Genomic DNA, 13,751 nt, shown 5'->3' with positions numbered 1-13,751 from the left:
ACTCTAAATTGGTTACTCGTTCTTGCTCTATGCCCTTAAGAAGCCAATTTAAAGTTACTCCATATGGTTCATGAATCGACTTCTACAGAAGGGGTACAGTTTCCTAATTCTATATCACTTAAAGTTCCTTGCGAAACACCAATTTTCTTGGAGAACTCGATTTGAGTTAGACCAACTCGTTTTCTTAAACTTCGAATATTTACTCCATACACATCTTTTATCTCTACACCTTATAAGCTTTCATCGCTTTGCGAATTTCTTTCCAGCTTGGGCGTTTACCGTACATCAAGACACCTGTTCGATAAATTTTTGCACTTATCCAAACGGAGATGTAGATCGTAACGAGTAGTATTCCGATGGAGGTTAATACTTGCCATGCTGGTGGATCGGTTAGACCTAATCGCAGTAGCATAACAAATGGTGAGAAAAATGGAATATACGACGTAACGTTAACCATCATGCTGTCCGGTGACGAGATGCTAAAGATAGCAATATAGAAACCGGCTAATGATATTAATGTGATCGGCATAACCGCTTGCCCGAGGTCTTCGGTTCGACTAACGATTGATCCTACCGCAGCGAACATCGTTGCGAATAAGAAAAAGCCAGTTAAGAAGAACAACAAGGAGTATCCAAGCAGCATTGGATCTACCGTATCAAAATTCAAATTCAATTGCTTCATTATTTCTTGGTTATGCGGCAAACTTAGATTAGCTATGAAAACTGCTACATATACCGCTAACTGAATAATAACAACTAGAAACATACTGAATATTTTGCCAAACATTTGTTTGAGTGGTGCCACACTTGTAATCAATATTTCCATGACACGAGAGCTTTTTTCAGCTGTAATTTCCGAAGCGATCATATTACCAGAAATCATTACCGCCATAAATAACAATATAATCATACCATAGACAATCCACATATTAATTCCTTGCTGACCTGCCGTTTTTCCTTCACCAACTGTACCTAATCCACCGCCAGAAGCCGAAATTTGAATCGTCTCAATGGAAATAGGAGCATTAAGCAAAGTAACTTGTTCTTCCGTCAAACCAGCATCTTTCAAGATATCTTGCTGACGAATATTTTTTAATGCCGATTCAATATTACTTTGTACTTGGAATTCCAACATCGCTTCGCTCTTATAAGTCATCTTCGGAAATCCGCTATCATCGAGTTCGCCGAATAGTAAGTATCCTTCAATTTCTCCTGAAGCAATTGCCGCTCGCAATTGTTGTTCATCTGATTCTGCTGACCCTTTACTTTCATATCCTCGTACTACTAACGAACCATCTTCGATTGCTGCAAAATGCTGCTCTAGCTTCTTCCCAGTTGTTGTTCCAAGATCTGCATCGCTCATTTGAATGTAGCCTACTGCCGTTTGTTCTGCTCCACCTGATCCACCTATATTAAATTGTGTAAATATATACGGCAGATTTATTCCTATCGACAACACAATAGCAATAATTAACGTCGTTATTTTAAAAGATTTTGCTTTTATTTTATTACGAACTGTAAATCCGACAATTGTCCAAAAACTATTCATGGCGCTCACCTACCGTTTTAATAAAGATTTCGTTTAATGTTGGCTCTTTAATTTCAAATTTCAAAATATCTGTTTGCTCCATCGCATGACGCAGTACTAATCCAGCCGTTTGCTCATTAGCAATATACAATTCATAGCCTTGCTCATTACGATTTACTTTGGTTACTCCGGCTATTTGCTCTAGCCCTTCTACATTTCCTATCGTGTTCAAAATTACTTTTTCACGTGGAAACTGTTTTTTGATTTCTCGAATGTTTCCCTTCAACACTGTATTAGAGCGATGTAATATTGTAATATTCCGACAAAGTTCTTCGACATGCTCCATTCGGTGGGTAGAAAATAAAATCGATGTACCATCATCACGTAATTCTTTAACCGTTGATTTCAGCAATTCTACGTTGACAGGGTCCAATCCACTGAACGCTTCATCCAATATAACAATTTTTGGTCGATGAATAATCGCAGCAATAAATTGAATTTTTTGTTGATTACCTTTGGATAGCTCTTCTACACGCTTATTATAATACTCCGGCACTTCAAACCGATCTAACCACTGCTTCAAATTTGCCGTTGCATCGGCCTTAGCCATGCCCCGTAATTGTGCCAAATAAATAATTTGATCACTAACTGTAATTTTTGGATAAAGACCTCTTTCTTCTGGCAAGTAACCAAGTAATTGCAAGTTTTTGTTGTCAAAAGGTTTACCATTGTATAATATTTTTCCTTGATCGGGATAGATAAGTCCTAGTACCATCCGCATCGTCGTCGTTTTCCCTGCTCCATTCGCTCCTAGCAGCCCATAAATCTCACCACTTGCTACTTCAAAATTAATATTGTTGACCGCTGTATAATCTCCGTACTGCTTACTTACTTGTTCTACTTTTAACGGATTCATCATTTCACACCTCTTGCGATTTTTGTGGTTGTATTAAATAAAACAAAATTTCATCTAAATCTAATGCCGTTCTTGTGACAGACTGCAGTCGTTGCTCCTGTAACCATTGCTCTACCGCTAGTGCCTCGCTTGTTACAATAGTGTAAGTACCACCTCGTTCAATTTCTATTTTACGTACGCCCGGCAATCCGTATAACTGCTGCTCACTAATTTCTCTGTCGAATATGATATACGCACACCACTTATTAAACAGTTCATCTTTTTCAAAAAAACCTACTATTTTTCCTTGATGAACAAATAATATATAATCTGCCAAACGGCGAACTTCTTCTACAATATGACTGCTAATAACGATACTTCGCTCTTCCTGCTCCATATATTGATGTAATATTTCAATCATCTCTTTCCATGCTAACGGGTCGAGTCCACTGGACGGTTCATCCAGTAATAGCAAATTCGGCTCATGCGCAAGCGCTATAATAAAATCTAATTTTCGGCGCATCCCTTTGGACATTTTATCTAATCGCAATTGATCATCAATTTGCAGCTTCTCTCGCAACTGTTCATAATACGTGCTGTTCCAATTCGAAAATACACTTTTGTAAAAGGATACTTTTTCCTTGCCACGCATATAAGACTCATGTGCCCACGGCAACTCTGGCAAGTAACCTATCTCTTGTTTGTACTGTTCCTTACACTCATTCGTTAACAACTGACCATCTAGTGTAATTTGCCCTGTCGAAGGGTTACATAAGCCGAGTAACATTTGAAATAAAGTACTTTTACCACTGCCATTTGGTCCAACGACGGCGGTCACATAACCTTTTGGAATCGATATATTTAACGGTCCAAGCACAAAGCCATCTCGTACATATGTTACTTCTTCCATCGAAACTATTGCTTGCTCATCCATTGTTTATTCTCCTCTTACGTATAGAATTGATCCAGTTTTTGATGAAACAACTGCTGTAATTCGTCTTTCGTTACTTGCACTTGTTCTGCTTGTCTCATCAGATCGTCTAATGCTATTTCTACAGTTGCTAATCGCTGTTCATCTTTTTTAGCTGTCGAAACATCACTAACAAACGTTCCTGTACCTTGCCTCGTTCTAATTAATCCTTCATTTTCCAAATCGTTATAGACACGTTTAATCGTAATGACACTACATTTCACTGCTTGTGCCAGCTCTCTTATCGACGGTAACTGCTCTCCGGCTACTAATTGTCCACTTAATATTAATGCTCGAAGTTGTACCGTAATTTGATAATATAGCGGTTCAGCGCTTTGTTCATTAATGTGAATCGGAAGTCGCACGAACGTCACACCTACTTTCTTATCAAACAATAAAACTACGTTCACGCATTTTTCGAGAAATCATTTGCCAGCCTAACAAGTAAATAGCGCTCAATACAATCAAAGCAACTGTGCTATATATCCAAAGTTCCCTTGTCGGTAACGCTAACGTCGTTAATACTAAACTACTTTTTCTCACAATGCCTAACACTAGAATAACGACAACTTGGACAATCGCAAATCCATAAAAACCAATAGAATACACTTTTGCACTTTTTACTAACTCTAAATAGATCGTTACAAAGTTAATCATCAAACCAATACAAAACCAAAAGCAAGCGAAAAGAAACAGCTGTAAAAAGACCACTTCGACTTTCATTATAATCATGGCAGCAACTAGTATCATATAAAATACAAGCTGTGAACTAAAAGCAACTATAAATAGCTGCATGATTCGAAATACTGTTATTTGCTCGCTCGTAATCGGTAACGTTCTCCAAACTACTATCTTTTCAGAGAAAGGTGTAGTAAGCCATCCCAACCACTTCAACCTTCCGCCAACTGCACTTAACGAAGTTAGTAAAACGGTAATATATAACAGGTCAATGATCCAATTATACTGGTCACTAGATTGATTTTTTATTGCCCCTACTAAAAACGGTACTAACATAAGCGTTAAGTAAAGTAAAAAAGCGATTATAAATACAATACTAGAGCCGCTAGATTTCATATCATGTTTTAATAACATCCATGCTCCACGCCACGTACTCATCCAAGCACCCTCCCACGTTGCCATTAGCTCTACCAACTTGCTTCATTTCTCTATACATAATCTATATACTGTATATATTGATATACACAGTATATGCATAGTAATCTCGTTTGTCAATAAATTTTGGCTCAAAACCGAAATCAGCGCTTGACCTGTGCTGATGTTGATTGGGTAGCGCGGCATGGAAGACCGTTTTGTACGATTTTTCGTACAGAGAATGGTCATTTCCAGGCAATAATGACTAATTTATACGATAAATCGTACAAAATATCGCTTTTTGAATGACGTGCCTAGTTTTATGTACGATTTTTCGTACAATCGGCATCAATTGGGTTAATTTGGAGGCAACTTGTGTGAAAAATCGTATAAATCGCTTCCTACTTTCCTACTTCCTGTAAATGTCCGAGCTGTAAGAGTCTATCTGAACTTTCACACGTCAAGTACTGATTTTAAGGTAGAGCCTAAATATTTTAGCTTTTTATTTTTATGAATGTACTAAATCAATAAAACAAAAAAACCTCCCAAAGTTAGCAACTAACTTAAGAAGGTCGAAGAATGTGTTTCTAACCAAAAATCGCATCTAACAATGGAACTACTTCATCACCAGGATAAATTAAATATAATAGTGCGTATACAGCTACACCAGTAATGGCAGTAATAAACCAGATCGTCGCTGTAATTCTACCTAGCTTACGATGACGACTATATTTTTTCTTGTAGCCAAGTGTAATTGTCGTAATACCGAACACCGCAGCAGCAGTTGCCAGTATAATATGAAATAGTAAAAACGTGATGTAGAATGGTTTTACACTTGCTGGACCACTCCACGGCGTATTACCGAGAAATACCGTACGCGATAAATACACGATAAAGAAAAGTACTGCCGCTATTGCAGCGTAGATCATCACTTTTTGATGTTGTTCTCGTTTCCCTTGCAATATTAATCGCCAGCCAACAGCTACTAAAACCGCGCTTAAAACGATAAAAAAAGTACTAATCGTAGGAAGTAAATTAAAACTATTCATCTGACTATTGTCACCCCATAAGCCATTAGGCTATCAATTTCAAATAAAAATACTCTTTCACTATATCATCCAAACATTTTAAGTTGTACTTGGGTTAGAAGCTGTTTCTGGTAATATATCATCATCAGCATGCTCACGTTTGAACCATTGTCTAAAGATAAAAGCAAGTATTACACCATACATGAGCTCCTGAACTATTTTCATTACTATACCGCCCAATTGTTGATCTTCTAGGACGTCAAATTTATTAAAAAATTGCGGACCACCATATGCATCCAATAGAAAACTTGTATCTCCAGGAACACAATATCCCATCGCAATAACCCAAACATTCGGATCACTATATGTCGCAAATAACGGTTCACTGGCAAATATAATTAAGGCACAAGCTGGCGTCAATAACATTCCGTTAGCAAATACATACGCCATTCGTTTGACATCGGTTAGTCTCGCCCATTCTTTTACGGGAACAACCACTTGCCACCACATCATCAGTGCGGCAATAAACAATAACACATAGTACAATCGATGTATCGTAAAGTGAGTCATAATATAATCGTGTACAAATGGTAAATGATAGACAGAAAAAGATAGATTAAATGCTAAAAGCGTAACAATTGGATTCATCAAAAACCGGAGTCTACGCCAAAATGGTCGATCAAATATATGTTTCCATACAAATACGGGAACGGACACTAAAACTAGTGGCGGAACAATTAAATAAGAAATAGCCATATTAATCATGTGGAACGTAAACATCATATGCCCCAATATATTAATAGGACCACCATGGGCAATATATATTAAAAGTGTAGCAGCTATAAACATAACCTTTTTCGCTGGTGAAACTGGTTCAGCATCTGGATAATGTTTTGCTTTCCAAGGACCTATAATATAAAAATACAAAATATTAATAGCAATTATTGCAAACAAAAAAAGTGGTGTCCATACTTCATCCCATTTAAAATATTGTAAGCCAAACATATGTAAGACTCCTTTCTATAAAGAAGAGGGCCCAGCCATGGGACCCTCTCAGTAACCTACTTCTAGGCTATTACCACCATACCCATGATAATGCCATTATAACACACAATATAGCAACGAATACTCCACCTAGAATACCGATTATTGCAAATGTGTGTCCACGATCCTTCAGGTGCATCCAGAACGCCAATTGGATGAACACTTGCAATATCGCAGCAGCAATAATAATAATGTACGTGAAGTCTTTGTTAATTCCTCCACTTGCTACTGTAACAAAGGCAACTAATGTAAGCAGGACAGACATAATAAAAGCGACAATATGCTTTTTCGGTCCTTCTACATATGGACGTTCTTTTTTATTTCCGTTCGTAACAGATTGTTCTGACATACATTAACCCACCTTTCCCATCAAGTAAACGACGGTAAAAATGAATACCCACACAACATCGATAAAGTGCCAGTACATACTAGCTACATATACTTTCGGAGCAGTTGTTGTATTAAGACCACGTTTTTTCAGTTGGTAGATAATTAATGATATCCACACAACTCCCAAAATAACGTGCGCTCCATGAAATCCAACTAACGTATAGAAGGAAGAGCTAAATGCACTTGTAGTAAATCCATGTCCCATACCTACATAATGTACAAACTCATAAATCTCTAAACCAAGGAAACAAACACCAAGTGCTACGGTAGCTACAAGCCAGCCGATCAAACTTTTTGTGTTTTGCTTATGCAAAGCATTAACTGCAAACACACTCATCAAGCTGGAAGTTAATAGAATACCTGTCGCTAACGCAATTAATTTCAAATCGAACAATTGATCAGCTGTCGGACCATCTAATACTTGACCACGAAGCGCTAGAAAAGCTGCGAACAATGTAGCAAATAATACCGTCTCTCCACCAAGGAATAACCAGAAGCCTAGTATTTTATTGCGACCTTCGAGGGTCGCCTTTTCCGGCTCATGAGGCAATTGGCCGTCTACTGTATGTGCGCTCATGCTTTCCCCTCCTGATCTTTAAGTACTACTTCCTTCGGAATGTGATATCCATGATCGTCCTTCATAGAACGAACAATCATCGAACCGAACAAGATTGCCAGCCCTACAACACCAACGGCGTGGCCTACTTTAATGCTTCCAACCAATGTACCCCAATCTGGAGCATACATAAAACCAAATCCAGCTATAAACAAACCAATACCCATAACAAATGGCAATATGGAAGAGTTAGGCATATGAATATCACCAATTGGCTCTGCTGGAGTCATTTTCTTGTGACCATCCATTTTCTCTTTCCAATAAGCATCATAACCACGTACTAATGGTGTTTGAGCAAAGTTGTACTCTGGTGGAGGCGAAGGAATCGTCCACTCTAGTGTACGACCATCTTTCCACGGATCATTGTCTGTACCTTTTGGTTTGAAGCTAGTTACAATTGCGTTAAGAATGAATAGTAATGTACCAACACCCATCAACAGAGCACCTACAGTACTAATCATGTTCATTTCTGTCAAATCCATACCGTCTAGATATTGCCATATACGACGTGGCATACCCATCAGACCAAGGAAATGCTGTACGAAGAACGTTAGATGGAAACCGATGAAAAATGTCCAGAATGTCCATTTTCCAATTTTCTCACTAAGCACTCGTCCGAACATTTTTGGCCACCAGTAGGTTAGACCAGCGAATAGACCAAATACTAGCCCTCCAACGATAACGTAGTGGAAGTGAGCAACGACGAAATAACTATCGTGATACTGGAAGTTAGCCGGTGCTACCGAAAGCATAATTCCAGTTACTCCACCCATAACGAAGGTTGGAATAAAGCCAATCGCAAACAAGTTTGCTGTAGGGAACGTTATCGAGCCGCCCCACATCGTAAATACCCAGTTAAATACTTTTATCCCAGTAGGCACGGCAATAAGCATCGTCGCAATCGAAAAGAGCGAGTTAGCTACTGGTCCCATACCCGTCGTAAACATATGGTGAGCCCACACCATAAAGCCCAAGAATCCAATCAAGATGGTCGCAAATACCATCGAGCTGTATCCGAACAACCGTTTACGTGAAAAAGTACTAATTACTTCCGATATAATACCGAAGGCTGGCATTATAAGAATATAAACTTCCGGGTGACCAAATATCCAGAAAATATGCTCCCAAAGTACAACGTTTCCACCCATATCCGGGTTAAAGAAGTTTGCACCGAACAATCGGTCAAACATCAGTGCTGCCAGCCCAACCGCAAGTGCTGGGAAAGCAAACAAGATTAACGCTGATGTAATAAAGGATGCCCATGTAAACATCGGCATACGCATAAACGACATTCCTGGTGCACGCATATTAATGATCGTAACCAAGAAGTTAATTCCACCGATTAGTGTACCGATACCTGCAATCTGCAGTCCCATAACATAGTAGTCCATACCATGCGATACACTGTATGTAGTTCCTGCTAGTGGTGCATAAGATGTCCAACCGGCATCTGGCACGTCACCTACAAGCCAGCTAATGTTTAACAATAATCCACCAGATAGAAACGTCCAAAAACCAAGTGCGTTCAAAAATGGAAACGCTACGTCTCTAGCTCCAATTTGAAGAGGAATTACCGCATTCATAATGGCGAAAATAATCGGCATCGCTGCCAAAAATATCATCGTTGTACCGTGCATCGTAATAAGTTCACTAAAAGTTTGTGCTCCAACGAAATCGTTGAGCGGTTTCCACAGTTGAAGCCTAATTAGAATAGCTTCCAAGCCGCCTATCAGAAAGAAAAATCCTCCTGCTAGCAAGTACAATATACCAATTTTTTTATGGTCTACTGTTGTAAGCCAATCCATAATGCCTCTATACCGTTTAGCTGGCAAAGCATGTGCATGAGCCAAGGTAGTTACCTCCTTCAATCAATGTTCATTTAATCTTCAAAGTCAAGCGTTAGATTCGTTAAGTATTCTGCAATACCTTTCATTTCTTCCTCAGATAACTCATACGCTCCAGCCATATGATTATCAGGCTTGATCGTTTCATTGTTTTTGATCCAGTTATACAAGTTGTCGTAAGTTGTTCCTTCGTGTCCATACTTCGGATCTTCCGTATTAACTAGTACGCCCCCGACACTTTCACGACTACCTATCCCTTTTAAGCTAGGATAAGGTGAATTTTCTGGACCAACTGCGTGACACGTCAAACATTGGCTTTCTAATGCTGAAGCAATGTCCGGATCTGTCGGTAGTGCTGTCGGCTCTTTCATCGCTACAGTCCAACGATCAAACGACGACTCACTAACTGATTTGACTTTAAAGTCCATTAAACTGTGTGAAGGACCACAAAACTCTGCGCATTTCCCGAGAAATACACCTTCAGGTGCTGAGAAATACATAATGTTCTTGATTCCTCCAGGGTTCGTATCAATTTTTCCTGCTAGTGCTGGAATCCAGAATGAGTGAATAACATCATTCGATATTAACTCAACCATAACTTTCTTCCCTGCAGGAATGACGAGCTCCTGTGCTGTTGTAATACCCAAATCAGGATATTCAAACTCCCACCAAAATTGGTGAGCGATTACTTTTACTTGCAGCGCTTCAGGGTCATTTCTGTAATCCTTTCCAAGAGCAAACACAGATTGCAGCGTTGGAACTGCTAAGATTACAAGCATAATAACCGGAATTACCGTCCATACAATTTCCAGCTTGTGGTTTCCTTCTATTTGTTTTGGAATTGTATTGTCTCCAGGGCGTCTACGGAAACGTATAATTACAAACAAAGTAAGAAGAAATACGACTGCGATTACTATTCCCATAATCAAAATGGACAGCTTCATTAGATCATACTGCTGCTGTGCCACCGGACCTTGCGGATTAAGCGCAGATAGATCCTCTCGTCCACATGCTGCCAATACTAATGTCATGACTAACATTAGAGGCGCAAGTCGTTTTACAAACTGCCACCGTTTCATTATTCATCAACCCCACTTTTGACATATTTGCAACCGCCATAATTTGTTTGTGGCAAGCGGACCGGTTGCGTGTTTCATTGATGTTACTGCAATTTCTGCATATTGAATCACTTTATTAAATATAAAGTTGAACCCCCCATTTGTCAATGTTCCATAGAGAGTTCACAAATTGTTCTCAAAGATGTCAAACATCTTGAATCGGTTGATATCATTGCTTTCTTCACACTTTGTTGATCTGTTCTACTCGTTTTATTTATTTTCCACTTTTGACATTAACAAAAAGCATGGACATTTATGTATGTATCCATCATGTATATTTATCGCCTATTGATTCAAACTAAGTAACAACCATTTATGAAAGGGGCGATAATCGATGAGCAAGTTTCATGGAACTTCATTACGACATCCATCTATTTCTGTCTTATTACTTATTTTTATTACCATGACGCTTACTTTATCCGCTTGTAGTGACAAAGAAAAAATTACCGATACCAATTACGATTATGGTAGCAGACAGCATGACGATCCAAAAATGAATGGTGGAAAAGCTTACGGATCGATCAAGCACAATGCTACCCAGCATGAAAATAAATATATGAAGTATGATGATGAACTATCCAAAAAAGTAAGTAATTTGCCGGGTGTTGCTACTGCCACTGTAATTACAACAGATAAAAATGCCTATGTTGCCTTTCTACTAAACTTGAGCGCATCAGGTACTCGAAGTAATAAAGAACCAGAAGAACAAGTGAATACCGAAGGATACCAGCAACAATATATTGCGAAACATGATAAAATCAATGATCCTGAACAAATAGCCAAACATTTCAATTCTAATTTTACCGTCTCCAACCATCACAATATTTCACCAGAATTAAAGCAAACTATTGCAATAGAAGTTAGACGAGCAACCAAAGGGATTCAAGAAGTGCATATTTCCGCTAATATGGATTTCGTCAATCAATTTTTTATTTATGCTAAAGAAGCACGTGCTCAAAAACAACTCGATCCACATCTTCGTTCCTTTAATACACTCGTTCGAGAACAATTTCTCGAATAAGTTTTCTGATGCAACACAGCAAGGCGGCTTCTCATAAGGAACCGCCTTGTTGTTTACTGTTTATTTTCTTTAAATTGCTGCAAAGCTCGCTCATAAACTTTCCGATCACTATCATTACGAGCATATTGTCCAAGTCGCTTCAATTCAGCTTCGTAGCTCTCTGTTAAATCAGCTATTTTCTGCGTCGCTTTGTTAGGTTGATCGCTCGGATAGTTTACACCATCTCTTGTTTGAATAATCAACTGATTATCACTTAAAATTTGACCAATTAACACTTCTTCCAAAGGTACTTTGTATTGCTGTAATTGATTCATTAACCACTGTTTATCAAAACCTGCTGTAATTAGACTTTCATCTATTATAATGCCGTCCATAATAATTGTTTTTGGCGCTTGCTCTTTCGCCATTTTCCAATTGAATGTATCAGCAGTTAGTGGCTGGTATTCTTTTTTAAGCATAAAATTGATACTACCGTTTGATTCCATCACTGCATATTCAATTTGATCGATAGCAAATATATCTCGCGAACGCATCTGACTTAACAACTCATCAATCGTTAACTTTTCTTTCGTCAGATTTTTGAGAAGTAGTTTTCCATCTTGGAGAAGCACCGTTCCTTTACCATCAACAAAATTGCGGATTGATCTACTCTTGAGCGTAGCCCACTCAATTCCAACTGAAATTAATACCCAGACAGTAATAGAGATAAGCCCCATATACCAATATTTGTCCAAATCTAATGAAACATAAGCGGCGATATTACCAATGGAAATACCAGTAATATATTCGAACAGAGATAGTTGCGATAATTGACGTTTACCTAGCATTTTGGTCATGATAAATAATATACTTATCGCAATTACTGTTCGTACAATGACTTCTAGCCAATCTGGCATATACATCCCTCCCAATAAACAGCATACCCACTTCCTAAAGAAAAAATTCCAAGCAAGCTAGATATTGGGAAACAACAAAAAACAGTATACTTTAACAGCCACAATTCAAGTTGCATGCAACGTTGGCTGATGGAGTATACTGCTTATATTCAACACGCTTTTTCTTACTTTATGACATCATATCCTTGTTCTTCGATGGCTGCAATGATAGCCTCTACAGTTACTTGATCGATATTATAATCGATCGTCACTTGCTTAGTAGCCAAATCTACTTTGCCACTCGCTCCAGCTTCAGCAACTGCACCTTCCACTGCGTTAACACAATGATTGCAGCTCATTCCTTCAACATTTAATACAGCTTGACTCATGCTCTCCATTCCTCCTATTCTATTTCATTAATCTGTTAACTGTTGTTAATAGTTCATCGATAACTTCATGCTCACCAGCTTCAATTCTTTCAACGACACAGCTCCGCAAGTGCCCTTCCAACAATAACTTAGCAACACTACCCAGAGCCGACTGTGCGGCTGCTATTTGCGTTAGAACGTCATCACAGTATACATCCTTGTCTATCATCGCTTTAATACCGCGAATTTGCCCTTCAATCCGATTTAAGCGCCTCGTCAAATTCTGTTTTGATTGCTCGGAATGATGGCTTTTTCGTTCAGATGATGAGTCACAGCAGCTGTCTAATTCCTCTGTATGAATAAGTGGATCATTGGTTTTAGCCATCACTATGATACCTCCATAGGGTATTGTATTATTTCTTTATTCTATCATACCCCTTGTGGGTATGTAAAGTTGATTCATTTCTACTAATCCAAACTATTATTACAGCAATTTTTCGATCGATTGCTCCAGCCGCACAGGCTCTGTCGCCGACGCAAATCGTTCGACTACTTTGCCATTACGATCCACAAGAAACTTCGTAAAATTCCATTTGATTGCTTTTGATCCAAGTACGCCAGGCGCTTCTTCCGTTAACTTGCGAAATAATGGATGCATCTGGTCTCCCTTTACATCAATTTTAGCAAATAGTGGGTAGCTAACGCCAAATTGCACTTCACATGTTTCCGCTATTTTACTATTATCGTCTAATTCTTGATTTGCAAACTGCGAACATGGAAATGCCAGCACCCGCAAACCAGCTTGCTCGTATTTTTGATGTAACTGCTCTAGCCCTCTTAGTTGAGGAGCGAATCCGCAGCCTGTAGCCGTATTGACGATTAATAATACATCGCCCTTATACTTCGAGAGGGAAACAACTTCTCCTTGAATAGTTTCACATTCCAAATCATAGATAGACATC

Annotated in this window: 17 protein-coding genes; 1 reads left to right on the top strand and 16 read right to left on the bottom strand. The window is 38.7% G+C overall.

Annotated features, from left to right (window positions below; all coding sequences use genetic code 11):
* Window positions 1-68 precede the first annotated feature (68 nt).
* The 12 genes from ACFSTH_RS10800 to coxB form a co-directional block, all read right to left on the bottom strand.
* A complete protein-coding gene (locus ACFSTH_RS10800) occupies window positions 69-212 on the bottom strand; it encodes a helix-turn-helix domain-containing protein (protein WP_377771142.1) in 144 nt (47 codons plus the stop codon).
* Between the two features lie 11 nt (window positions 213-223).
* A complete protein-coding gene (locus tag ACFSTH_RS10795) occupies window positions 224-1,549 on the bottom strand; it encodes an ABC transporter permease (RefSeq protein ID WP_377771140.1) in 1,326 nt (441 codons plus the stop codon).
* Window positions 1,542-2,444, bottom strand: coding sequence for an ABC transporter ATP-binding protein (locus tag ACFSTH_RS10790; protein WP_377771366.1), 903 nt, complete (start codon window positions 2,442-2,444; stop codon window positions 1,542-1,544). Before ACFSTH_RS10790 ends, ACFSTH_RS10795 begins: the two co-directional genes overlap by 8 nt.
* Window positions 2,445-2,448: 4 nt before the next feature.
* The gene (locus ACFSTH_RS10785) at window positions 2,449-3,357 is read right to left on the bottom strand and encodes an ABC transporter ATP-binding protein (protein WP_377771138.1); all 909 of its coding nucleotides are present in this window, start codon (window positions 3,355-3,357) and stop codon (window positions 2,449-2,451) included.
* 14 nt (window positions 3,358-3,371) lie between these two features.
* The gene (locus ACFSTH_RS10780; RefSeq protein ID WP_377771136.1) at window positions 3,372-3,758 is read right to left on the bottom strand and encodes a GntR family transcriptional regulator; all 387 of its coding nucleotides are present in this window, start codon (window positions 3,756-3,758) and stop codon (window positions 3,372-3,374) included.
* A 22-nt stretch (window positions 3,759-3,780) separates the two neighbouring features.
* Complete coding sequence (locus ACFSTH_RS10775; RefSeq protein WP_377771134.1) at window positions 3,781-4,509, bottom strand: hypothetical protein; 729 nt, start codon at window positions 4,507-4,509, stop codon at window positions 3,781-3,783.
* A 563-nt stretch (window positions 4,510-5,072) separates the two neighbouring features.
* Window positions 5,073-5,534, bottom strand: coding sequence for a DUF420 domain-containing protein (locus ACFSTH_RS10770; RefSeq protein ID WP_377771132.1), 462 nt, complete (start codon window positions 5,532-5,534; stop codon window positions 5,073-5,075).
* Between the two features lie 78 nt (window positions 5,535-5,612).
* On the bottom strand, window positions 5,613-6,518 hold the full coding sequence (gene ctaG / locus ACFSTH_RS10765; protein ID WP_377771130.1) for a cytochrome c oxidase assembly factor CtaG: 906 nt from the start codon (window positions 6,516-6,518) through the stop codon (window positions 5,613-5,615).
* Between the two features lie 70 nt (window positions 6,519-6,588).
* Window positions 6,589-6,906, bottom strand: a complete 318-nt coding sequence (locus tag ACFSTH_RS10760; RefSeq protein ID WP_377771128.1) for a cytochrome C oxidase subunit IV family protein — start codon at window positions 6,904-6,906, stop codon at window positions 6,589-6,591.
* Between the two features lie 3 nt (window positions 6,907-6,909).
* Window positions 6,910-7,524, bottom strand: a complete 615-nt coding sequence (locus tag ACFSTH_RS10755) for a cytochrome (ubi)quinol oxidase subunit III (protein ID WP_377771126.1) — start codon at window positions 7,522-7,524, stop codon at window positions 6,910-6,912.
* The gene (ctaD, locus tag ACFSTH_RS10750; protein WP_377771364.1) at window positions 7,521-9,368 is read right to left on the bottom strand and encodes a cytochrome c oxidase subunit I; all 1,848 of its coding nucleotides are present in this window, start codon (window positions 9,366-9,368) and stop codon (window positions 7,521-7,523) included. Before ctaD ends, ACFSTH_RS10755 begins: the two co-directional genes overlap by 4 nt.
* Window positions 9,369-9,442: 74 nt before the next feature.
* On the bottom strand, window positions 9,443-10,489 hold the full coding sequence (coxB, locus tag ACFSTH_RS10745; RefSeq protein ID WP_377771362.1) for a cytochrome c oxidase subunit II: 1,047 nt from the start codon (window positions 10,487-10,489) through the stop codon (window positions 9,443-9,445).
* A gap of 370 nt (window positions 10,490-10,859) precedes the next feature.
* Here coxB and ACFSTH_RS10740 point away from each other — a divergent pair, with 370 nt between their 5' ends.
* Entirely contained in the window at window positions 10,860-11,546 is a 687-nt protein-coding gene (locus ACFSTH_RS10740; RefSeq protein ID WP_377771124.1) for a YhcN/YlaJ family sporulation lipoprotein, read from the top strand.
* 53 nt (window positions 11,547-11,599) lie between these two features.
* Here ACFSTH_RS10740 and ACFSTH_RS10735 read toward each other — a convergent pair whose 3' ends face one another.
* The 4 genes from ACFSTH_RS10735 to ACFSTH_RS10720 form a co-directional block, all read right to left on the bottom strand.
* Window positions 11,600-12,442, bottom strand: coding sequence for a DUF421 domain-containing protein (locus tag ACFSTH_RS10735; protein WP_377771122.1), 843 nt, complete (start codon window positions 12,440-12,442; stop codon window positions 11,600-11,602).
* Window positions 12,443-12,606: 164 nt separating this feature from the next.
* Window positions 12,607-12,810 carry a cation transporter gene (locus tag ACFSTH_RS10730; RefSeq protein WP_377771119.1) on the bottom strand — a complete coding sequence of 68 codons (204 nt, stop codon included), beginning with the start codon at window positions 12,808-12,810 and terminating at the stop codon, window positions 12,607-12,609.
* Window positions 12,811-12,829: 19 nt separating this feature from the next.
* A complete protein-coding gene (locus tag ACFSTH_RS10725) occupies window positions 12,830-13,174 on the bottom strand; it encodes a metal-sensitive transcriptional regulator (protein WP_377771117.1) in 345 nt (114 codons plus the stop codon).
* A gap of 99 nt (window positions 13,175-13,273) precedes the next feature.
* Entirely contained in the window at window positions 13,274-13,750 is a 477-nt protein-coding gene (locus ACFSTH_RS10720; protein WP_377771114.1) for a glutathione peroxidase, read from the bottom strand.
* Window position 13,751: the final 1 nt, after the last annotated feature.

The sequence above is a fragment of the Paenibacillus yanchengensis genome (genome assembly GCF_042684845.1).
Lineage (GTDB): Bacteria > Bacillota > Bacilli > Paenibacillales > Paenibacillaceae > Pristimantibacillus > Pristimantibacillus yanchengensis.
This window is presented reverse-complemented; position numbering and strand designations above follow the sequence as displayed.

Bases quoted from the DNA above. Each gene is read 5' to 3' on its own strand.
- ACFSTH_RS10795 (WP_377771140.1), bottom strand. From the start codon at position 1,549: ATGAATAGTTTTTGGACAATTGTCGGATTTACAGTTCGTAATAAAATA.
- ACFSTH_RS10790 (WP_377771366.1), bottom strand. From the start codon at position 2,444: ATGAATCCGTTAAAAGTAGAACAAGTAAGTAAGCAGTACGGAGATTAT.
- ACFSTH_RS10785 (WP_377771138.1), bottom strand. From the start codon at position 3,357: ATGGATGAGCAAGCAATAGTTTCGATGGAAGAAGTAACATATGTACGA.
- ACFSTH_RS10775 (WP_377771134.1), bottom strand. From the start codon at position 4,509: ATGAGTACGTGGCGTGGAGCATGGATGTTATTAAAACATGATATGAAA.
- ACFSTH_RS10770 (WP_377771132.1), bottom strand. From the start codon at position 5,534: ATGAATAGTTTTAATTTACTTCCTACGATTAGTACTTTTTTTATCGTT.
- ctaG (WP_377771130.1), bottom strand. From the start codon at position 6,518: ATGTTTGGCTTACAATATTTTAAATGGGATGAAGTATGGACACCACTT.
- ACFSTH_RS10760 (WP_377771128.1), bottom strand. From the start codon at position 6,906: ATGTCAGAACAATCTGTTACGAACGGAAATAAAAAAGAACGTCCATAT.
- ACFSTH_RS10755 (WP_377771126.1), bottom strand. From the start codon at position 7,524: ATGAGCGCACATACAGTAGACGGCCAATTGCCTCATGAGCCGGAAAAG.
- ctaD (WP_377771364.1), bottom strand. From the start codon at position 9,368: ATGGATTGGCTTACAACAGTAGACCATAAAAAAATTGGTATATTGTAC.
- ACFSTH_RS10740 (WP_377771124.1), top strand. From the start codon at position 10,860: ATGAGCAAGTTTCATGGAACTTCATTACGACATCCATCTATTTCTGTC.
- ACFSTH_RS10735 (WP_377771122.1), bottom strand. From the start codon at position 12,442: ATGCCAGATTGGCTAGAAGTCATTGTACGAACAGTAATTGCGATAAGT.
- ACFSTH_RS10730 (WP_377771119.1), bottom strand. From the start codon at position 12,810: ATGAGTCAAGCTGTATTAAATGTTGAAGGAATGAGCTGCAATCATTGT.
- ACFSTH_RS10725 (WP_377771117.1), bottom strand. From the start codon at position 13,174: ATGGCTAAAACCAATGATCCACTTATTCATACAGAGGAATTAGACAGC.
- ACFSTH_RS10720 (WP_377771114.1), bottom strand. From the start codon at position 13,750: ATGTCTATCTATGATTTGGAATGTGAAACTATTCAAGGAGAAGTTGTT.